Origin of the sequence: Pseudomonas sp. AN-1, assembly GCF_034057115.1 — a bacterium.
Classification (GTDB): domain Bacteria; phylum Pseudomonadota; class Gammaproteobacteria; order Pseudomonadales; family Pseudomonadaceae; genus Geopseudomonas.
Window position 1 is genome coordinate 4,079,367 of record NZ_CP139195.1, and the last position, 21,024, is coordinate 4,100,390.

The window sequence follows — 21,024 nt, forward strand, 5'->3', positions numbered from 1 at the left end:
ATGCTTGCGCTGCTGCTGGGCGGCCTCTGGCTGGCCGACCGGCTGTTCCCGCTGCCGCTGCCCGCGGACGACCAGGCCCGGGTGGTGCTGGCCGAGGATGGCACGCCGCTGTGGCGCTTCGCCGACCGCGATGGCGTCTGGCGCTATCCGGTGCGTCCCGAGCAGGTTTCGCCCTACTACCTGGAGGCACTGCTGACCTACGAGGACCGCTGGTTCCGCCAGCATCCGGGCATCAACCCGGTGGCCCTGGCCCGCGCCGCCTGGCAGAACCTAGCCGGCGGACGGGTGGTGTCCGGCGGCAGCACCCTGTCGATGCAGGTGGCGCGCCTGCTCGAGCCGCACGGCCGCGATCTGCCGGGCAAGGCCCGCCAGCTGTGGCGAACCCTGCAGCTGGAGTGGCACCTTTCGAAGGACGAGATCCTCGCCCTCTATCTCGATCGCGCGCCCTTCGGCGGTACCCTGCAGGGGGTGGCGGCGGCCAGCTGGAGCTACCTGGGCAAGCCGCCGAGCCAGCTGACCCGCGCCGAGGCAGCGCTGCTCGCGGTGCTGCCGCAGGCGCCCAGCCGGCTGCGCCCGGACCGCCATCCCGAGCGCGCCCGGGCCGCGCGCGACAAGGTGCTGCGCCGGCTGGGCGCGTTCGCGGTATGGCCGGCGCAACAGGTCGGCGAGGCCCTCGAGGAGCCGATCTTCCTCGCCCCGCGCCGCGAGCCGAGCCTGGCGCCGCTGCTGGCGCGGCGCCTGAACCGTCCGGGCAGCCCGCCGCTGATCCGCACCACCCTCGACGCCGGCCTGCAGCTGCGCCTGGAGGACCTGCTGCTGGGCTGGCGGGCGCGTCTGCCGGAGCGCACCTCGGCGGCCATCCTGGTGGTCGAGCATCCGGGCATGGCGGTGCGCGCCTATCTCGGTTCAGTGGATGTCGGCGACGATGCGCGCTTCGGCCATGTCGACATGGTGCGGGCGCTGCGCTCGCCCGGCTCGACCCTCAAGCCGTTCCTCTACGGCCTGGCCCTGGATGCCGGGCTGATCCACTCCGAGTCGCTGCTGCAGGACGTGCCGCGCCACTACGGCGACTATCGGCCGGGCAACTTCGCCGCCGGTTTCAGCGGTGCGGTCGCCGCCAGCGAGGCGCTGGCCACCTCGCTCAACCTGCCGGCGGTGCAGTTGCTGGAGGCCTACGGTCCCCGGCGCTTCGCCGGCGAGCTGCGCGCGGCCGGCCTGCCGATCCACCTGCCGGCGCTGGCCGAGCCCAGTCTGGCGCTGATCCTCGGTGGCGGCGGCACCCGCCTGGAGTCGCTGGTCGCCGGTTACAGCGCCTTCGCCCGCGGCGGTCTGGCGGCGCGCCCGCGCCTGCGCCCGGAGGAGGCGCTGCGCGAGCGGCGCCTGCTGTCGCCCGGTGCGGCCTGGATCGTGCGGCGCATCCTCGCCGGCCAGGCGCGCCCGGAGGGCGAGTCGCAGGGAGGCACGGATCCGCGGAGCAGCCTGGCCTGGAAGACCGGTACCAGCTACGGCTTCCGCGATGCCTGGGCGCTGGGCGTCGGCCCGCGCCACCTGATCGGCGTGTGGATCGGCCGGCCCGACGGCACTCCGGTGCCCGGCCAGTTCGGCCTGGCCTCGGCAGCGCCGCTGCTGCACCAGGTGCACGCGCTGCTGGTCGAACGCGACCGCCAGCGCGGCATCGCGGCACCGGCGCAGGTGCGCCCGCCGGAAGTCGGCGTGGCCGCGGTCTGCTGGCCGCTCGGCCAGCCCATGGCCCGCGACGATGCCAACTGTCGGCGCCAGCGTTTCGCCTGGACCCTCGACGGCACCGTGCCGCCGACCCTGCCGGCGGCGGACCAGCCGCTGGGCAGCGGGCTGCTGGAAACCTTCTGGGTGAATGCCCGCGGCCGCCGCGTGGCGCCCGGCTGCCCGGGCGCCGAGGCCCGCCAGCTGGCGCTCTGGCCGGCGCCGCTGGAGCCCTGGCTGCCGCGCCGCGAGCGGCGCGCCGCGCGCCTGCCGGCGGCGGATGCCGACTGCCCGCCTCCGGCCGATCTGCCGGCGGCGCCGCTGAGCATCGTTGGCGTGCGCGAAGGGGAGCGGCTGCGCCGCCCGCCGGGCAGCGGCGAGCCGCTGCGCCTGAGCCTGTCGACGCTGGGCGGCAGCGGGCAGCGCTGGTGGTTCGTCGACGGCCGCCCGGTGGGCGAGGCCGGCGCCGACGCCTCCTTCAGCCACGCCTTCGCGCCTGGTCGGCACCAGCTCGGCGTGCTGGACGAGAGCGGGCGGACCGCGCGGCTGGAGTTCGTCGTGGAGCCCTGAGGCGGCAGACCGGCTCAGCCGCGGCGGATCAGCCACACCCCGGCGACGATCAGCAGCAGTCCGGCGACCTTGCCGAGGGTCATCGAGGACTGCGGGAAGCCGGCCCAGCCGAAGTGGTCGAGCAGCAGCGCGGCGCTGAGCTGGCCGGCGAGGATCAGCGACATGAACAGCAGGGCGCCGATGCGCGGCGCGGCGAAGGCGGCGCTGACCACGAACAGCACGCCGAGCAGGCCGCCGGTCCAGTGCCACCAGCTCAGCCCGCGGAACGGCGCGATGCCGCTGGGCAGCTCGCGCTGGGCGGCGGTGATGAACAGCAGCGCCAGGCTGCCGACCACGAAGGAGATCAGCGAGGCGGTCAGCACGCTGTCGATGCGTTGCGCCAACTGGCCGTTGACGCCGGCCTGCACGGGCATCATGGCGCCGGAGAGCAGGGGCAGGGCGAGCAGGAACCAGCTGGGCAACGACATGGGGGACTCCGGTGAGCGGGAACGGGGCATAGTATGCCGCAACTGGCGGTGCCCGCCGGCTGGACTATGGTTAAGGCGAAGCGGTCGCCCGGCTCGCCGGACGACCTTTCCCTGCCTGACGAGGAGCGCACGATGGACATGAACCGTCGGCAATTCTTCAAGGTCTGCGGTGTCGGCCTCGGCGCCTCGAGCCTGGCGGCTCTGGGCATGGCGCCACCTGCGGCCTACGCCGAGACGATCCGCCACTTCAAGCTGACCAGCACCCGCGAGACGCGCAACACCTGCCCGTACTGCTCGGTGGGCTGCGGCCTGATCATGTACAGCCGCGGCGACGGCGGCAAGAACGTCGTCCAGGAGATCATCCACATCGAGGGCGACGCCGACCACCCGGTCAACCGCGGCACCCTGTGCCCGAAGGGCGCGGGGCTGCTCGACTTCGTGCACAGCCCCAACCGCCTCAGGTACCCCGAGGTGCGCGAGGCCGGCAGCAACGAGTGGCGGCGGATCGGCTGGGACGAGGCGCTGGAGCGCATCGCCCGGCTGATGAAGGATGACCGCGACGCCAACTTCGTCGCGAAGAACGCCGCCGGGCAGACGGTCAACCGCTGGCTGAGCACCGGCTTCCTGGCCGCCTCGGCGTCCTCCAACGAGGCGGGCTACATCACCCACAAGGTGGTGCGTTCGCTGGGCATGCTGGCGTTCGACAACCAGGCGCGTGTCTGACACGGCCCGACGGTGGCAGGTCTTGCCCCGACGTTTGGCCGTGGCGCCATGACCAACCACTGGTCCGACATCAAGAATGCGGACCTGGTGCTGATCATGGGCGGCAACGCTGCCGAAGCCCACCCCTGCGGCTTCAAGTGGGTGACCGAGGCGAAGGCGCACAACAAGGCGCGCCTGATCGTGGTCGACCCGCGCTTCAACCGCTCCGCCTCGGTGGCCGACCTGTACGCGCCGATCCGCACCGGCACGGACATCGCCTTCCTCGGCGGGCTGATCAACTACCTGATCAGCAACGACAAGATCCAGCACGAGTACGTGCGCAACTACACCGACGTGTCCTTCGTGGTGAAGGAAGGCTTCGGCTTCGCGGACGGCCTGTTCAACGGCTACGACGCGGACAGGCGCAGCTACCCGGACAAGTCCACCTGGGGCTACGAGATCGGCGCGGACGGCTACGCGGTGGTCGACCCGACGCTGAGCCATCCGCGCTGCGTCTACAACCTGCTCAGGCAGCACTACAGCCGCTACACCCCGGAACTGGTCAGCCGCATCTGCGGCACGCCGCAGGACACCATGCTCAAGGTCTGGGAGGCCATCGCCGAGACCTCGGCGCCCGGCAAGGCGATGACCATCATGTATGCGCTGGGCTGGACCCAGCACACGGTGGGCTCGCAGATGATCCGCACCGGCGCCATGGTGCAGCTGCTGCTCGGCAACATCGGCATGCCCGGCGGCGGGATGAACGCCCTGCGCGGTCACTCCAACATCCAGGGCCTGACCGACCTGGGCCTGCTGTCCAACCTGCTGCCCGGCTACCTGACCCTGGCCGGCGACGCCGAGCAGGACTATCCCGCCTACATCGCCAAACGCACGCAGAAGCCACTGCGTCCGGGGCAGCTGTCCTACTGGCAGAACTACGAGAAGTTCCACGTCAGCCTGATGAAGGCCTGGTTCGGCAAGAGCGCCACCGCTGAGAACGACTGGGCCTACGACTGGCTGCCCAAGCTGGACGTGCCCGGCTACGACGTGCTCAAGGTGTTCGACATGATGTTCCAGGGGCAGGTCAACGGCTACTTCTGCCAGGGCTTCAACCCGATCGCCGCCTTCCCCAACAAGGCCAAGGTCGGCGCGGCGCTGGCCAGGCTCAAGTACCTGGTGATCATGGACCCGCTGGTCACCGACACCTCGGAGTTCTGGCGCAACGCCGGCGAGTTCAACGACGTCGACACGGCGAGCATCCAGACCACGGTGTTCCGCCTGCCGACCACCTGCTTCGCCGAGGAGGACGGATCCTTGGTCAACAGCGGGCGCTGGCTGCAGTGGCACTGGAAGGCCGCCGAGCCGCCGGGTGAGGCGCGCACCGACATCGCCATCATGGCCGGGCTGTTCCATCGCCTGCGCGCGCTGTACACGACGGAGGGCGGCGCCTTCCCCGAGCCGATCCTCGGCCTCGACTGGCCCTACCTGCGCCCGGACGAGCCGGGGCCGGACGAGCTGGCCCGCGAGTTCAGCGGCAAGGCGCTGGCCGACGTCGTCGATCCCGCCTCCGGCGCCGTGCTGGCCAGGGCCGGCGAACAGCTGGCGGGTTTTGCCCAACTGCGCGCCGACGGCTCGACCGCCAGCGGCTGCTGGATCTTCAGCGGCAGCTGGACCCAGGCCGGCAACCAGATGGCGCGGCGCGACAACGCCGACCCCTACGGCATGGGCCAGACCCTCGGCTGGGCCTGGGCGTGGCCGGCCAACCGGCGCATCCTCTACAACCGCGCCTCGGCCGCCCCCTCGGGCCAGCCGTGGGACCCGGTGAAGAAGCGCCTGGTGTGGTGGAACGGCAAGAGCTGGGGCGGCACCGACGTGCCCGACTTCAAGGCCGACTCGGCGCCGGAGGAGGGCATGAACCCGTTCATCATGAACCCCGAAGGGGTGGCGCGCCTGTTCGCCGTCGACAAGATGGCCGAGGGGCCGTTCCCCGAGCACTACGAGCCGTTCGAGACGCCGATCGGGCGCAACCCGCTGCACGACAACGCCCAGGCGGTCAGCAACCCGGCGGCACGGGTGTTCAAGAACGACCTGGAGCTGTTCGGCAAGGCGGAGGAATTCCCCTACGCGGCCACCACCTACCGGCTGACCGAGCACTTCCACTACTGGACCAAGCACTGCCGGCTCGCCGCCATCACCCAGCCCGAGCAGTTCGTCGAGATCGGCGAGACTCTGGCCAAGGAGCTGGGCATCAAGGCCGGCGACCGCGTCAGGGTCAGCTCCAACCGCGGCTACATCAAGGCGGTGGCGGTGGTGACCAAGCGCCTGCGGCCGCTGACGGTGGACGGCAGGACCGTGCACCACGTCGGCATCCCGATCCACTGGGGCTTCACCGGGGTGGCGAAGAACGGCTTCATCACCAACACCCTGACCCCCTTCGTCGGCGACGGCAACACGCAGACGCCGGAGTTCAAGTCGTTCCTCGTCAACGTGGAGAAGGTGTGACATGGCCAGCCAGGACATCATCGCCCGTTCCGCCACCACCACGCCGATGCCGCAGGTACGCCAGTCCGGCGAGGTGGCCAAGCTGATCGACACTTCCAAGTGCATCGGCTGCAAGGCCTGCCAGGTCGCCTGCTCGGAGTGGAACGAGCTGCGCGACCAGGTCGGCGGCAACGCCGGCACCTACGACAATCCCAACGACCTCAGCGCCGACTCCTGGACGCTGATGCGCTTCACCGAGTACGAGAACCCCGCCAGCGGCAACCTCGAATGGCTGATCCGCAAGGACGGTTGCATGCACTGCGCCGACCCCGGCTGCCTCAAGGCCTGTCCGAGCCCCGGCGCCATCGTCAAGTACGCCAACGGCATCGTCGACTTCAACCAGGACAAGTGCATCGGCTGCGGCTACTGCATCACCGGCTGCCCGTTCGACATCCCGCGCATCTCGCAGAAGGACCACAAGGCCTACAAGTGCACCCTGTGCAGCGACCGCGTGGCGGTGGGCCTGGAGCCGGCCTGCGTGAAGACCTGCCCGACCGGCGCCATCGTGTTCGGCAGCAAGGAGGACATGCAGGCGCATGCCGCCGAGCGGGTGAAGGACCTCAAGGAACGCGGCTTCGACCAGGCCGGGCTGTACGACCCGGACGGCGTCGGCGGCACCCACGTGATGTACGTGCTGCACCACGCCGACCAGCCGTCGCTGTACGCCGGCCTGCCCGATGCGCCGGTGATCAGCCCGCTGGTCAGCCTGTGGAAGGGCATCACCAAGCCGCTGGCGCTGCTGGCGATGGGCGCCACCGTGCTGGCCGGCTTCTTCCACTACGTGCGGGTCGGCCCGAACAAGGTGGACGAGGAGGAGGACCCCGGCGAGCCGACGGTGCATGAGGTGGATCCGTCGGTGCATGTGGTCGATCCGAACAAGCGGCCCTGAGGCGCTCGCCGCGGGTCGATTCAGCCACGAACCACGCATTCTCCCCTCGCGGGATGAGGGGGCGGCAACCAGGCCGCCGCCTCCGGGAGCCCAGCATGAAACACGAGATCCAGCGCTACACCCCTTCGGAGCGGTCCAACCACTGGGCCGTGGCCATCCTCTTCGTCCTCGCCGGGCTGTCCGGGCTGGCGCTGTTCCATCCGGCGCTGTTCGGGCTGTCCGGGCTGTTCGGCGGCGGCCCGTGGACGCGCATCCTGCACCCCTTTCTCGGCCTGGCCATGTTCGTGCTGTTCCTGATCATGGCGCTGCGCTTCGCCGGGCATAACCGTCTCGACGCCAACGACCGCCGCTGGCTCGGGCAGATCGGCGACGTGCTGTGCAACCGCGAGGACCGGCTGCCTGAAGTCGGCCGCTACAACGCCGGACAGAAGCTGCTGTTCTGGGTGCTGGTGCTGTGCATGCTGGTGCTGCTGGCCAGCGGCATCGTCATCTGGCGCCAGTACTTCGGCCACCTGTTCGGCATCGAACTGATCCGCCTGGCCGCGCTGGCCCACGCCGCCGCCGCCTTCGTGCTGGTGACCAGCATCATCGTGCACATCTACGCCGCCATCTGGGTCAAGGGCTCGGTGGGCGCCATGCTCACCGGCAAGGTCAGCCGCGCCTGGGCGCGCAAGCACCATCCGGGCTGGCTCAAGGAGATCGGCCGCAAGTAGCTCGGCCAGCGGTGCGCACGGCGCACCCTACGGCGGGGCAATCCGCTGCGCAGGGGGCGCCGCGCGCGCCAGCGCTGAGCACGAAGCACCCTGCGGTGGGGGTAGGGTGCGCCGTGCGCACCATTCCCAGGCCAACCCTGTCACCATGGCCAATGCCGCAGACGTGCATTCCCGAGTGCAGCGACTACGCTTCCCTTCAGGCCCCGAAAAACCACAACAAGCCCAGAAGGAGTCCTGCGTGTCAGGCACCATTCTCGAGCCCGGCCAGATCGCCGCTGCCGCCAGCAAGCCCGTGTTCCTCCAGTTGCCGCCGCGCCAGTTGTTCGCCCTGCGCGCCGAGCGTCTCGCCCAGCTCGCCAAAGGCCATGCGCTGGGCGACTACCTGCGCCTGCTCGCCGCCGCGTGCCGCGCCCAGCAGCAGGTGCTGGATGCGCCGCCTTCCGTTGCCGCTCCCGACCCGCAGCGCTGCGCCCAGGCCATCGCCCACGGCATGCCGCCGCTGGCCGCCGACAGCCTAGTGCGCGAGGACGCCTGGCTGGCGCTGCTCGACGCCTGGCTGGACGCCTTCGTGCCTCCTGAACCGGTCAATCCATCCCTCGTCGCTGCGCTGGAGCAGCTGCGCGGCGCCGACGCCGGCCAGCGCAAGGCCTGGGGCGTGGCGCTGGTCAGCGGCCAGTTCGCCGGCGTGCCGGCCGGCGTGGCGCCCTTCGTCGGTGCCGCCCTGCAACTGGCCTGGAGCCACTGGCTGCTCGGCCTCGACCTGTCTGCCATCGTCGAGGCCGAGGATCAGCAGACCTGTCCGGCCTGCGGTTCGCTGCCGGTGGCCGGGGTGATCCACGGCCACGGCGCGCGCAACGGCCTGCGCTACCTGGTCTGCTCGCTGTGCGCCTGCGAATGGCACTACGTGCGCCTCAAGTGCAGCCACTGCCGCAGCACCAAGCGCCTCGACCATCTGCATCTCGAGCACTCGCCGCACGGCGTACGTGCCGAGGCCTGTCCGGAGTGCCGCCACTACCTCAAGCAGCTCTACCTGGAGCTGGAGCCGGGCGGCGAGGCGCTGTCCGCCGACCTGGCCAGCCTCGACCTCGATCTGCTGCTGGACGGCGCCGGCTACCTGCGCCAGGCGCCCGACCTGCTGCTGATCCCGGGAGGCGAGGGATGACCGCCCTGCGCCTGCCCTCGGTGGACAGGCTGCTGCGCAGCCCGGCGGTGGAACCGCTGCAGCGCCGCTACGGTCGCGAGGCGCTGCTCGCCACCTTGCGCGACCTGCTCGACGAGCTGCGCGAGCCGGCCCGCCACGGCCAGCTGGCGGAAATCGAGCTGAGCGAGGCGGTGCTCGCCGGGCGCGCCGGCGAGCGGCTGGCCGCCCAGCACCGCAGCCGCGTGCGCCGGGTGTTCAACCTCACCGGCACCGTGCTGCACACCAACCTCGGCCGCGCCCTGCTGCCGCAGGCGGCCATCGACGCGCTGGTCGAGGCCGCGCGCTATCCGCTCAACCTCGAATACGACCTGGCCACTGGCCGGCGTGGCGACCGCGACGAGCTGGTCGAGGGCCTGCTGCGCGAGCTGACCGGCGCCGAGGCGGTCACCGTGGTCAACAACAACGCCGCCGCCGTGCTGCTGGCGCTGGCCGCCCTCGGCGCGCGCAGGGAAGGCATCATCTCGCGCGGCGAGCTGATCGAGATCGGCGGCGCCTTCCGCATCCCCGACATCATGGCCCGCGCCGGGGTCAAGCTGGTCGAGGTCGGCACCACCAACCGCACCCATGCGCGCGACTACGAGGCGGCCATCGGCCCGCGCACGGGCCTCTTGATGCGCGTGCACACCAGCAACTACAGCGTGCAGGGCTTCACCGCCAGCGTGGCCACCGGGCAACTGGCAGCCATCGCCCGCGGCCACGGTCTGCCGCTGCTCGAGGATCTGGGCAGCGGCACCCTGGTCGACCTGACCCGCTGGGGCCTGCCGGCCGAGCCGACCGTGCAAGAGGCGCTGGCCGCCGGCGCCGATATCGTCACCTTCAGCGGCGACAAGCTGCTCGGCGGCCCGCAGGCGGGGATCATCGTCGGCCGCCGCGAGCTGATCGCGAAGATCAAGAAACACCCGCTCAAGCGCGCTCTGCGCGTCGACAAGCTGACCCTCGCCGCGCTGGAGGCGGTGCTCGGCCTGTACCGCGATCCCGAGCGACTCGCCGAGCGCCTGCCGACCCTGCGCCTGCTCAGCCGCCCGCAGGATGAGATCCGCGCCCAGGCCGAGCGCCTGGCTCCGCAGCTGCAGGAGGCCCTGGGGCCGAGCTGGCAGGTGAGCGTCGCGGACGCGCTGGGCATGATCGGCAGCGGCGCCCAGCCGGTGGCGCGCCTGCCCAGCGCCGCGCTGTGCCTGCGCCCGCAGCAGCCCAAGCGCCTGCGCGGCCGCGCCCTGCGCCAGCTGGAGGAGGCGCTGCGCCTGCTGCCGCTGCCGATGATCGGCCGCCTCGACGACGACGCCCTGTGGCTCGACCTGCGCCAGCTCGACGACGAGCCGGCCTTCGTCGAGCAACTGGCGCAGCTGGCCGGAGCCGTATCGTGATCGTCGGCACCGCCGGGCACATCGACCACGGCAAGACCGCGCTGCTGCGCGCGCTGACCGGGACGGCCGGCGACCGCCGCCGCGAGGAACGCGAACGCGGCATCACCATCGACCTCGGCTACAGCTATGCCGATCTGGGCAACGGCGAGCTGACCGGCTTCATCGACGTGCCCGGCCACGAGCGTTTCGTGCACAACATGCTGGCCGGCGCCGGCGGCATCGACTGCGTGCTGCTGGCGGTGGCCGCCGACGACGGGGTGATGCCGCAGACCCGCGAGCATCTGGCCATAGTCACGCTGCTCGGCATTCCCCGCGCCCTGGTGGTGCTGACCAAGATCGATCGGGTCGACGACGCGCGCCTGCAGGTGGTGGCGGAGCAGGTGGCCGGCCTGCTGGCCGCGGGACCTTTCGCCGGAGCACCGCTGCTGCCGGTGTCCAGTGTCAGCGGCGCAGGCCTCGACGCCCTGCGCGCGGCGCTGCTCGCCGAGGCGCGGGCGGTGGTGGCGCGTGCCGCCGACGGCCACTTCCGCCTGGCCATCGACCGCGCCTTCAGCGTCGCCGGCGCCGGCGTGGTGGTCACCGGCACGGCTCTGGCCGGGCGGGTCACGGTCGGCGACGAGCTGCTGCTCAGCCCGAGCGGGCGCCGCGTGCGGGTGCGCGGCCTGCACGCGCAGAACCGCGAGGCGCAGCAGGCCCACGCCGGCCAGCGGGTGGCGCTGAACCTCGCCGGCGAGCGTCTGGCGGTGGAGCTGCTGCATCGCGGCGACTGGCTGCTCGGCGCCGCGCTGCATGCACCGACCACCCGCCTCGACATCGACCTGCGCCTGCTGCCCGGCGAGACGCGCGCGCTGCAGCACTGGACGCCGGTGCACGTGCATCTGGGCGCCAGCGATGTCACCGGTCGGGTCGCCCTGCTCGAGGGCGACAGCCTGGCGCCGGGTGGCCGGGCATTCGCCCAGCTGGTGCTCAACGCACCGTTGCACGCCGTGCACGGCGATGCCCTGGTGCTGCGCGACCAGTCGGCGCAGCGCACCCTGGGCGGCGGGCAGGTGCTCGATCCACTCGCTCCGGCGCGGGCGCGGCGCACGCCGCAGCGGCTCGCCCAGCTGCACGCGCTGGCTGCGGGCGGCCTGGAGCAGGCGCTGCCGAGCCTGCTGGCGACGGCGCTCAACGGCATCGACCCGCAGGCGCTGGAGCGCCAGTTCAACCGCCCGCGCACGCTGTGGCAGGTGCCGGAGCAGGTGGTGGAGATCGCCACCCGTGGCGGCGTGCGCCTGCTGCCGGCGGCGCGCTGGCAGGCGCTGGGCGAGCGGCTGCAGGCGGCGCTGACGCGCTTCCACGAAGAGCAGCCCGACGAGCTCGGTCCCGACCGTGACCGCCTGCGCCGCTACGCCTTCGCCGAGCTGGAGCGGCCGCTGTTCGTCGCCCTGCTGGAGCAGGCGCTGGCGCACGGCGCAGTGCAGGCCAGCGGCCCCTGGCTGCACCTGCCGGAGCATCGCGTGCAGCTCGCCGCCGCCGACGAGAAGCTGCGTGCCCAGGTCTGGCCGCTGCTGCTGGAGGGCGGCTACGACCCGCCCTGGGTGCGCGAGCTGGCCGCCGAACTGGCGGTGGAGGAGGGCGCCATGCGCCTGCTGCTGCGCAAGCTGGCGCGCCTCGGCCTGCTGCAGCAGGTGGTCAGGGACCTGTTCTATCCACTGGAAACCCTGCAGCAGCTGGCGCAGGTGGTCTTGCAGCTGGAGGCGCAGATGGGGATGATCCGGGTCATCGACTTCCGCGACCGCCTCGGCATCGGCCGCAAGCGCTGCGTGCAGATCCTCGAGCACTTCGACAGGGTCGGCCTGACCCGGCGCTGCGGCAACGAGCGCCGGGTGCGTCACGACAACGCGCTGGCGCAGTAGGCCACCGCGGTCGCCGCATGAGTTCGACTGGCGTGCCATCCGGCACGCCGCCCGCGAGACAGGGAAGGCAATCGCGCCCGGTGGCGCGGCCGGGCTTCAAACCCGGTTGGGGACGGCAGCCGTTCCCGGGTGAGTTCGACTCTCACTGCCTTCCGCCACTTTCTGTCCCTTCAGGTTTTCCACTGCAGCGCCTGCACTCCCGGCGCATGCGGGTCGAAATTGTCCAGACGCATCTGCTCGGCGAAGGCGGCCAGCGCCGCCGCGCCGCTGACGAAGCTGGCGCGCGCCGCCGGCCAGTCGTCGGGCCTGATCCTTGCCAGCCAGCCCTCGCCATAGCAGTCGCGGTTGATCAGCGCCGGCTGCTCCTGCACGCGCGCATTGCCCTCGACCAGTTCGCCGGCCAGCGGGCTGCGCGCCGAACTGGCGGCCTTGGCGAACTCGACCACGCCGAAGCTGCGGCCGGCGTCGATGTGCAGGCCGGCGCGCCTGGGGGTGAAGGCGAAGATCTGCCCGTACAGCGCACAGCCGTAGGCGCTCAGGCCGAGGGTGACGCTGCCATCGGGCTCCTCGCGCAGCCACAGGTTGTAGGCCGGGGCGTAGAGCAGCCCGGCGGGGAAGGGCAGGCCGTTGAGGGTGAGGATGTCGCTCATGGGCGCTCCATGCTCGGCACTATCGTTACAGGGTCAGCACACGGTCGTATTCGAGGATCATCTGCGCCAGCTCGCCGCCGCTGGTGGCCGTCTCGACTTCCTCGATCAGCCGGTATGCGTGCAGCGGCACACCGGGGGCGCAGCACATCAGCAGGCGCGCCCCGGCGCTTCTGGCCTGGCGGATGAAGTGGCGCAGCGGCTCGCCGCCGTCGACGGCGCACAGCGTGTCGGCGATCTCCGCGCGCGCCAGCTGCACGCCCTCGCCGGTGAGGAACAGGGTCACCTCGGCGTCCATGCAGGCCAGCAGGGTGGCGATGTGGAAGGGCGCGGCGCAGCGCATCGGCGTGCTCGGGCCGCTGGCGACCAGGATCAGGATGCGCTGCGCCATGCTTCAGCGCCGCCGCGGCGGGTAATGTTCGAGGATCTTCGCCACCGTTTCGTGGATGGCGGCGCTGCGCTCCTGGGGCGAGCCGGGGCTGCGGCGAACCATCTGCGCACCGCTGCCGCGCCAGATCAGCTTGCCGTCCTGGTCGAGGAAGTCCAGCTGCAGGGTGCCGACCTGGTAGTCGAGGGTGCGTACCTCGGTGAAGCCGGGCGAGGCCCACAGTCGGCCATGGCGGTCGGTCACCAGGTCGCTGCCGTAGTAGGTGGCGACCTGCTGCTGGCGGGTGTCGACGATCAGGAATGCCTGCACGCGAAAGTCGGCTGCCGCGCCAGGGGCTGACTGGCGCAGCCCGCGCCGCTCGAGTTGCTGGGCGACCGCGGCGCGTACCCGTTGCTCGGTGAGGTCGCTGGTCAGGCGCGGGTCGTTCGGGCGGTACTGCACGGCCGGCTCCTGCCAGCTCCAGGTCTGCAGGGCGGCGAAGTCGCGGTTGGGGTCGTAGTCGCTGTCGACCTGGATGCTCTGGCAGGCGGCCAGGCCGAGCAGGACGACGAGGAGGAGGGTACGGCGGAACATGGTGATCTCCCGGAGGCAGAAAGGCGCCGGGATTGGCGTCGTACCGATGAGAGTGGTCGCGTCCGGTGCCGCGGTCAAGGCGGCGGGAAGCCGTCCAGCGCCTGGCGCACGGCGCGGCGCAGGGCATCGGCGCTGGCGGCGCCACGGCCGCTCTGCTCGGCTTCGCCGACGGCCTGCCAGACCCGCTCGCCGCTGCGGGCATCGAAGAAGTCCAGCTGCACCTCCTCGACCCGATAGGTTACGGTACGGACCAGCGGGATGGGCATGCCCCCCCAGTAGCCGTAGTGGTGATGGTAGTAACCCAGGCCGGCCCCGAGATAGGGATCGTCGTAGGTCTGACGCTGGCGGATCGCACTGCGCTGGTAGGCGCGCAGGCTGAGGGTGGCCGGGCTCTGCGCGCTCCCCGGGCGCAGGCCGCGCTGATCGAGTTCGGCGCTGACGATGCCGGCCAGCAGTTCGTCCACCTCTTCGGCCCACTGCCAGTGGCGATACTGGCCGAAGTCGCGCGTCGCCGGCGGATAGCTGCCCGGGTCGGCATGGCGCGCCGTCGCCGGGTCGAGGGGCGCCGGCGGATAGGGCTGGTGGCTGGCCGTGTAGGGGTTGCTGGTCTGACAGCCGGCGAGGGCGGCGAGCAGCAGCAGGAGCGGGACGCGGGCGGACATGGCGGCACCTGCGAGTAACGGGGCGATCATGCACAGCTTGCGACCGAAGACCGCCATTTATCAATGCCCGTGCGCGGCATTGTCCTGCAGGGGCGGGGCGATCCGCCGCCATGTGCCGCTTGGCGGCAGGCTGGGCGAGCCCCGCCGCTGGCATCAGGGCTGCGGTCGGCAGATCCAGTGCAGGTAGCGGCCGAGCCCGGCGAAGGCCGGGTGGCGGCGGTAGGCCAGTTCCATCTCCAGCAGGTCGGTCAGCTCGGCGCGGGCCTGGAACTCGGCCGGCATGTAGTCGTGGAACACCCGCACGCCGCTGCGCTGCTCGACGCGGAACCAGTCGTCCAGCTGCACGGCCAGCTCGCGCGGGTCGAGCGGGCGCTGCGGCGTCAGGCTCTGCCCCTCGCCGGCGAAGCGCTCCCTGCGCAGCTTGCGGAAGTGACCCTTGAGCAGATTGCGGTAGATCAGCGCGTCACGGTTGTAGAAGGCCAGCGACAGCCAGCCGTCGGGGGCCGTGAGCTGATGCAGCACCGGCAGGATCGCCGGCGGCTCGGCCAGCCACTCCAGCACCGCATGGCAGAGCACCAGATCGAAGCGGGTATCCAGCTGGTCGAGCAGCTCCTGCCAGGGCGCCTGGATGAAGGTGGCTTGCTGGCCCGCTTCGGCAAAGCGCGCGCGGGCGCCCTCCAGCATCGGTGCGGCGGGCTCGGCCAGGGTCACCGCATGGCCCTGGCCGGCCAGCCACAGGCTCATGTGGCCGAGGCCGGCGCCGACGTCGAGCACCCGCAGCGGCCGCTCGGGCAGCGCCTCCTTGAGATCGGCCTGCAGTACGGCGAGGCGGATGGCACCCTTGGCGCCGCCGTAGATCTTCTCGGCGAAGCGGGTGGCCAGTTCGTCGAAATGACGGTCCTGCTGTCCGGATTCGCTCATCGCTTGTAGCGCCGTTCGGTGTCGGCCAGCTTGGCGCGCACCACGGCGTCCAGGTCCAGGCCCAGTTCGCCGCACAGCAGCAACAGGTAGAGCACCACGTCGCCGATCTCCTGGCCGGCGTGCTCCAGCGTGTCGCCCGGCAGCCGCCGGGCCTCGTCCTCGCTCAGCCACTGGAAGATCTCCACCAGCTCGGCCATCTCCACGCTGGCGGCCATGACCAGGTTCTTCGGGCTGTGGAAGCGCCGCCAGTCGTTGTGGTCGCGGATGGCGTGCAGGCGGCGGGTCAGTTCCTCGATGTCCATGGGCATCAGTGCCGGCGTCCTTCCAGATCGCCGCTGAACAGCTCGTCTTCCAGATCGTCGCCGGGGATGGCGTGCTCCTCGGCTGCCCAGGCGCCGAGGTCGATCAGCTTGCAGCGCTCGCAGCAGAAGGGGCGGTAGGGGTTGTCGGCCGTCCACTCCACCTGCGCAGCGCAGGTCGGGCAGGCGACGGTCAGGGGCTTGTTCATCACTGGCCTCCTCGCAGGGTCAGATAGAAGTCGTGCAGGCGCTCCACCTCGCCGTGCAGCCAGGCCAGGTCGCGGTCGTTGACCAGCACGTCGTGGGCATGGCGCAGGCGCTCCTCGCGGCTGGCCTGGGCCTGCAGGATGGCGCGCACCTGCGCCTCGGGGACACGGTCGCGCTGCACGGTGCGCTCGATCTGCACCTGCTCCGGCACGTCCACCACCAGCACGCGTTGGCTCATCTGCCGCTGTGCAGCGGACTCCACCAGCAGCGGCGAGACCAGGATGGCGTAGGGCGAGCGGGCTTCCTCCAGGGCGTCGCGCATCTCCGCACGGATCAGCGGATGCAGCAGCTGCTCCAGCCACTGGCGCTCCTCGGGGGAGTCGAAGATCCGCGCGCGCAGCGCCGCGCGGTCCAGCGCGCCATCCTCGCGGAGGATCTGTGCGCCGAAGCGGTCGACGATGTGGGCCAGCGCCGGCCGGCCGGGCTCGACCACCCAGCGCGCCGCCTGGTCGGCATCGACCAGGTGCACGCCGAGGCTGGCGAAATGGTCGGCCGCCGCGCTCTTGCCGCTGCCGATGCCGCCGGTCAGGCCGAGAATCCAGGGTTTCATGGGAAAGGAGGTCCGTAGCCGCGATGGCGCATTATCGCCCGGTTGGGCGAAGGGCTCCACTCGGCGAGTGCGGATTGCAGGGAGGGCGCCGTGTGATGGGAACTTGCGCCAGCGAATGGCCACCATGGCGCGCCGCTACGCAGCGGGCCTGTGCTGGAAACTCGCTGCGCGGATCTTCAACCGCAGGCCCGTTGCGATCAACCCATCCCTGCAAAGCGCAGGTAGCTGCCGGTGATCTCGTCGCCCCACAGCAGGGCGATCCAGCCGGCGATGGCCAGGTAGGGGCCGAAGGGCAGCGGCGTACCGCTCCCGGCGCGGCGCAGGCGCAGGATGACGATGCCGAGCACGGCGCCGACCAGCGAGGACAGCAGGATGGTCAGCGGCAGGATCTGCCAGCCACCCCAGGCGCCGAGCATGGCCAGCAGCTTGAAGTCACCGTAGCCCATGCCCTCCTTGCCGGTCACCAGCTTGAACAGCCAGTACACCGACCACAGGCTGAGATAGCCGGCCACCGCCCCCCAGAAGGCATCGGCCGGGCTAGCGAACAGCCCGGACTGGTTGACGATCAGCCCCAGCCACAGCAGCGGCAGCACCAGCACGTCGGGCAGCAGCTGATGATCGGCATCGATCAGACTCATCGCCAGCAGGCCCCAGCTCAGCAGCAGCGCGGCACCTGCCTGCCAGCCGAAGCCGAAGTGCCAGGCGACATAGCCCGACAGCATGCCGCAGGCCAGCTCCACCAGCGGATAGCGCTTGCTGATCGGCGCCTGGCAGCCCGAGCAGCGCCCGCGCAGGGCCAGCCAGCTGAGCAGCGGGATGTTCTCCCAAGGCCTGATCCGGTGCCCGCAGTGCGGGCAACTGGAGTCCGGCAGCAGCAGATCGAAGCGCTCGTGCTCGACGCCCGGCAGCTCCAGCACCTCGCGCGCCTGCGCCTGCCAGTCGCGCTGCATCATGATCGGCAGGCGGTAGACCACCACGTTGAGGAAACTGCCGATCAGCAGGCCGATGACGGTAGCGCAGAAAACGAAGGCCAGCGGGTTGCTGGCCAGGAAGTCGACGATATTCATGGATTAGACGACTTGGCCCAGCTGGAAGATCGGCAGGTACATGGCAATGATCAGGCCGCCGACCAGCACGCCGAGCACGGCCATGATCAGCGGCTCCATCAGGGTGGTGAGGTTGTCGACCATGTTGTCCACCTCGGCCTCGTAGTATTCGGCAACCTTGTCCAGCATGCTGTCCAGCGAGCCGGACTCCTCGCCGATGGAGGTCATTTGGATGGCCATGGCGGGGAAGATGGCGGCGGTGCGCATGGCGAAATTCAGCTGGATACCGCTGGAAACGTCCTGCTTGATCTTGTTGACCGCATTGCGGAATACCACGTTGCCGGCTGCGCCGGCAACCGAGTCCAGCGCCTCGACCAAGGGCACACCAGCTGCGAAGGTGGTGGACAGTGTACGTGCATAGCGGGCCACCGCACTCTTGTAACTGATATCACCCACCAGCGGAATTTTCAGCATGGTGCGGTCCACCTGATTGCGGAATTTTTCCGAGCTCCGATGTATCTGCTTGAAGATGAAAACTGCTGCGACAATTCCCGCCAGGGCAATGAGCCACCATTGCTGCAGGACTTCGGAAATATTGATCACCATCATGGTGAAGGCGGGCAGCTCGGCACCAAAGCCTTCGAAGACACTCTGAAACTGAGGCACCACCTTGATAAGGAGGATCGCAGAAACGATCACCGCAACCACGATCACTGCAATCGGATAGGTCATGGCCTTCTTGACCTTGGCCTTGAGCGCCTCAGTTTTTTCCTTGTAGGTGGCGATGCGGTCCAGCAGGGTTTCCAGGGCGCCGGACTGCTCGCCTGACTCCACCAGGTTGCAGTAGAGGTCGTCGAAGTAGCGCGGCTTCTTGCGCAGCGCCGAGGCCAGGCTATTGCCGGCAGCGACCTCCTGCTTGATCTCCAGAACAAGGGCGCGCATGTTCTGGTTTTCCACCCCGTCGGCGATGATGTCGAACGACTGCAGCAGTGGCACGCCGGACTTCATCATGGTAGCCAACTGACGAGAAAACAGGGCGATATCGATAGGTTTGATCGCTTTACCCTTGCCGAGCAGAGAGCCAGCCTTCTTGCGTACCTTGATTGGATTGATGCCCTGCTTGCGCAGTTGCGCCTTGACCATGGCCGAGTTCGATGCATTGATCTCGCCCTTGATCTTGGTGCCGCGACGATCGACCCCCTCCCAGATGTAAGGGCTGTTCTGTGGCGCTTTTGCCGCCGCTTTTGCCGCCAGTTTTGCCGCCATGCTTAATCCTTGGTCACGCGGTTGACTTCCTCGAGGCTGGTCAGGCCTTGCATGGCCTTGAGCAGTCCCGAAGTGCGCAGGTCGTTGAAGCCTTCCTCGCGAGCCTTGGTCGCGATTTCGATGGAGTTGCCGTCCTCCATGATAATCCGTTGCAGGGCCGGAGTGATTTTAACCACTTCATAAATACCCACGCGGCCCTTGTAGCCTTTCTTGCAAGCGTCGCAGCCGACCGGCTGGTAGATCTTGAACTTGCCGATCTGCTCCTCGGGGAAGCCCTCCTTGAGCAGCGCCTCGCGAGGGATGTCGTGGATCTTTTTGCACTGCGGGCACAGGCGGCGGGCCAGGCGCTGGGCGATGATCAGGTTGACCGAAGTGGCAATGTTGAACGAGGGTACGCCCATGTTGCGCAGGCGGGTGAGGGTTTCCGCGGCGCTGTTGGTGTGCAGGGTGGACATCACCATGTGGCCGGTCTGCGCGGCCTTGACGGCGATCTCGGCGGTTTCCAGGTCGCGGATCTCGCCGACCATGATCACGTCCGGATCCTGGCGCAGGAAGGCGCGCAGGGCCTGGGTGAAGTCCATGCCCTGCTTGGGGTTGACGTTGACCTGGTTTATGCCCTCCAGGTTGATCTCCACCGGGTCCTCGGCAGTGGAAATGTTGATGTCCGGCGTGTTGAGGATGTTCAGGCCGGTGTATAGGGAAACCGTCTTGCCCGAGCCTGTGGGGCCGGTTACCAGGATCATGCCCTGCGGCTGGCTGAGCGCCTTCAGGTACAGCTCCTTCTGGTTCTCCTCGTAGCCGAGGGCATCGATACCCATCTGGGCGCTGGACGGGTCGAGGATCCGCATCACGATCTTCTCGCCCCACAGGGTTGGCAGGGTGTTGACCCGGAAGTCGATGGCCTTGTTGGCGGAGATCTTCAGCTTGATCCGTCCGTCCTGGGGTTTGCGCCGCTCGGAGATGTCCATGGCGGCCATCACCTTGAGGCGCGCGGCGATGCGGGTGGCCAACTGGATTGGCGGTTTGGCCACCTCGTGGAGGATGCCGTCGGTACGAAAACGTACCCGGTAGCTCTTCTCATAGGGTTCGAAATGCAGGTCGGAGGAGCCGCCGCGAATGGCGTCCAGCAGCATCTTGTTGACGAACTTGACCACCGGGGAGTCGTCGGTTTCGTTGGCGACGGCCTCCTCCTTCTTCTCGCCCCCCTGCTCGACATCCACCCCGTCCAGGTCGACATCGCCGAGATCCTCCATACCGCTGGTGCTGTTGTCGAAGAACTTGTCGATGGCTTCACCGAGCTTGTCGTCCTCGACCAGCAGGGCTTCGACGGTCAGCCCGGTGCTGAACTGGATGTCGCGGATCGCCTGCTGGTTGGTGGGATCGGAGACGCCGACGAAGAGCAGGTTGCCGCGCTTGAGCAGCGGCAGCACGCGGTGCTGGCGGATCAGTTTCTCGCTGACCAGTTCCCTGGGCTGCGCCTCCTTGTCCAGCGCCTTCAGCTCCAGCAGCGGCAGGCCGAACTGCTCGGCGGCCATTTCTGCCAGTGCACGTGGCTTGACCAGCTTGTTCTGTACCAGATGGCTGACCAGCGGGATCTTGTTGCGCAGCGCTTCGGCCTGTGCCTGCTGGGCAGTCTTCGCATCGAGCAGCTCGGCAAGCACCAGTTGGCGGGCCAGACCGGTGAGGGCGATGGAGTCGTTCATGGGGGGCAACCTGAGAGTCCGTTGGCCGCCTTATAGCGTACTGGCGTGCCGGTGCCAAATCCCTGCAAAGCGTGTGACAAAAAACGGCACATCCTGCCGCAGGGGGCGCGCACTGCCGGGATGGTTAGGCCTGGAGCGCGCGAAATGCGGCTTTCGCGGAGTTGGCACGCTATCTGCTTGGGTATTTTCAGGTCAAAGGACCTTTCCCCTCTTTCAAGGAGCACGACTATGAAAGCACAAATGCAGAAGGGCTTTACCCTGATCGAACTGATGATCGTGGTTGCGATCATCGGCATTCTGGCTGCCGTGGCCATTCCGGCCTACTCGGACTACCAGGCCCGCGCCAAGGTGAGCGCCGGCCTCGCTGAGATCTCCGCAGGCAAGACCGCCTTTGAAACCCGCCTGAACAACGGCGAGACCGTTTCCGGGGTTTCCGATATCGGCCTGCAGGCGAGCACCGGCAACTGCACCATCTCGACTACTGGCACCACCATCCAGTGCGCCCTGGTCAATGCTCCGAGCCAGGTCAATGGCGCGACCATCACCTGGACCCGTAACTCCACCACCGGCGAGTGGAGCTGCGCATCCTCGGCTGACAACAAGTACGATCCCAAGACCTGCCAGTAACCTGCTGG

At 69.5% G+C, this 21,024-nt stretch carries 20 protein-coding genes and 1 tRNA gene; 9 read left to right on the plus strand and 12 right to left on the minus strand.

The features are described from left to right. Positions 1–2,292 (plus strand): peptidoglycan glycosyltransferase PbpC, encoded by a 2,292-nt coding sequence (gene pbpC, locus SK095_RS19110; RefSeq protein ID WP_320547172.1) that lies wholly within the window; start codon positions 1–3, stop codon positions 2,290–2,292. Between the two features lie 14 nt (positions 2,293–2,306). Here pbpC and SK095_RS19115 read toward each other — a convergent pair whose 3' ends face one another. Then, a complete protein-coding gene (locus SK095_RS19115; protein WP_136489925.1) occupies positions 2,307–2,759 on the minus strand; it encodes a DMT family transporter in 453 nt (150 codons plus the stop codon). A 132-nt stretch (positions 2,760–2,891) separates the two neighbouring features. Here SK095_RS19115 and fdnG point away from each other — a divergent pair, with 132 nt between their 5' ends. From fdnG to SK095_RS19150, 7 genes are all read left to right on the plus strand, one after another. After that, on the plus strand, positions 2,892–5,963 hold the full coding sequence (gene fdnG, locus SK095_RS19120) for a formate dehydrogenase-N subunit alpha (protein WP_320547173.1): 3,072 nt from the start codon (positions 2,892–2,894) through the stop codon (positions 5,961–5,963). Between the two features lies 1 nt (position 5,964). Then, positions 5,965–6,891, plus strand: a complete 927-nt coding sequence (gene fdxH / locus SK095_RS19125) for a formate dehydrogenase subunit beta (protein WP_136489923.1) — start codon at positions 5,965–5,967, stop codon at positions 6,889–6,891. 95 nt (positions 6,892–6,986) lie between these two features. Beyond that, complete coding sequence (locus tag SK095_RS19130; protein WP_320547174.1) at positions 6,987–7,604, plus strand: formate dehydrogenase subunit gamma; 618 nt, start codon at positions 6,987–6,989, stop codon at positions 7,602–7,604. A gap of 238 nt (positions 7,605–7,842) precedes the next feature. Next, complete coding sequence (gene fdhE / locus SK095_RS19135; RefSeq protein WP_136489921.1) at positions 7,843–8,766, plus strand: formate dehydrogenase accessory protein FdhE; 924 nt, start codon at positions 7,843–7,845, stop codon at positions 8,764–8,766. Further along, positions 8,763–10,169, plus strand: coding sequence for an L-seryl-tRNA(Sec) selenium transferase (gene selA, locus SK095_RS19140; protein WP_136489920.1), 1,407 nt, complete (start codon positions 8,763–8,765; stop codon positions 10,167–10,169). Before fdhE ends, selA begins: the two co-directional genes overlap by 4 nt. Beyond that, complete coding sequence (gene selB / locus SK095_RS19145) at positions 10,166–12,067, plus strand: selenocysteine-specific translation elongation factor (RefSeq protein ID WP_320547175.1); 1,902 nt, start codon at positions 10,166–10,168, stop codon at positions 12,065–12,067. Before selA ends, selB begins: the two co-directional genes overlap by 4 nt. A gap of 62 nt (positions 12,068–12,129) precedes the next feature. Then, positions 12,130–12,225: transfer RNA gene (locus tag SK095_RS19150), tRNA-Sec, on the plus strand. A 12-nt stretch (positions 12,226–12,237) separates the two neighbouring features. On the opposite strand, the gene SK095_RS19155 is transcribed toward SK095_RS19150, so the two are convergent. From SK095_RS19155 to pilB, 11 genes are all read right to left on the minus strand, one after another. Further along, entirely contained in the window at positions 12,238–12,717 is a 480-nt protein-coding gene (locus SK095_RS19155; RefSeq protein WP_320547176.1) for a glycine cleavage system protein H, read from the minus strand. 25 nt (positions 12,718–12,742) lie between these two features. After that, positions 12,743–13,105 carry a DsrE family protein gene (locus SK095_RS19160; protein WP_320547177.1) on the minus strand — a complete coding sequence of 121 codons (363 nt, stop codon included), beginning with the start codon at positions 13,103–13,105 and terminating at the stop codon, positions 12,743–12,745. 3 nt (positions 13,106–13,108) lie between these two features. Beyond that, the gene (locus tag SK095_RS19165; protein ID WP_320547178.1) at positions 13,109–13,675 is read right to left on the minus strand and encodes a DUF4136 domain-containing protein; all 567 of its coding nucleotides are present in this window, start codon (positions 13,673–13,675) and stop codon (positions 13,109–13,111) included. A gap of 74 nt (positions 13,676–13,749) precedes the next feature. Next, positions 13,750–14,337 (minus strand): DUF4136 domain-containing protein, encoded by a 588-nt coding sequence (locus SK095_RS19170; RefSeq protein ID WP_201485141.1) that lies wholly within the window; start codon positions 14,335–14,337, stop codon positions 13,750–13,752. Between the two features lie 153 nt (positions 14,338–14,490). Continuing rightward, positions 14,491–15,258 carry a methyltransferase domain-containing protein gene (locus SK095_RS19175; protein ID WP_320547179.1) on the minus strand — a complete coding sequence of 256 codons (768 nt, stop codon included), beginning with the start codon at positions 15,256–15,258 and terminating at the stop codon, positions 14,491–14,493. Then, entirely contained in the window at positions 15,255–15,560 is a 306-nt protein-coding gene (locus SK095_RS19180) for a MazG-like family protein (protein WP_320548930.1), read from the minus strand. The genes SK095_RS19175 and SK095_RS19180 overlap by 4 nt, the downstream gene beginning before the upstream one ends. A 5-nt stretch (positions 15,561–15,565) precedes the next feature. Next, positions 15,566–15,766, minus strand: coding sequence for a DNA gyrase inhibitor YacG (yacG, locus tag SK095_RS19185; RefSeq protein ID WP_320547180.1), 201 nt, complete (start codon positions 15,764–15,766; stop codon positions 15,566–15,568). Further along, positions 15,766–16,374, minus strand: coding sequence for a dephospho-CoA kinase (gene coaE / locus SK095_RS19190; protein ID WP_320547181.1), 609 nt, complete (start codon positions 16,372–16,374; stop codon positions 15,766–15,768). Before coaE ends, yacG begins: the two co-directional genes overlap by 1 nt. A gap of 197 nt (positions 16,375–16,571) precedes the next feature. After that, a complete protein-coding gene (locus SK095_RS19195) occupies positions 16,572–17,441 on the minus strand; it encodes an A24 family peptidase (protein ID WP_320547182.1) in 870 nt (289 codons plus the stop codon). Positions 17,442–17,444: 3 nt separating this feature from the next. Beyond that, on the minus strand, positions 17,445–18,686 hold the full coding sequence (locus tag SK095_RS19200; RefSeq protein ID WP_320547183.1) for a type II secretion system F family protein: 1,242 nt from the start codon (positions 18,684–18,686) through the stop codon (positions 17,445–17,447). Positions 18,687–18,688: 2 nt separating this feature from the next. Then, positions 18,689–20,389 (minus strand): type IV-A pilus assembly ATPase PilB, encoded by a 1,701-nt coding sequence (gene pilB / locus SK095_RS19205; protein ID WP_320547184.1) that lies wholly within the window; start codon positions 20,387–20,389, stop codon positions 18,689–18,691. A 228-nt stretch (positions 20,390–20,617) separates the two neighbouring features. On the opposite strand from pilB, the gene SK095_RS19210 reads away from it, so the two are divergent. After that, positions 20,618–21,016, plus strand: coding sequence for a pilin (locus tag SK095_RS19210; protein ID WP_320547185.1), 399 nt, complete (start codon positions 20,618–20,620; stop codon positions 21,014–21,016). Positions 21,017–21,024: the final 8 nt, after the last annotated feature.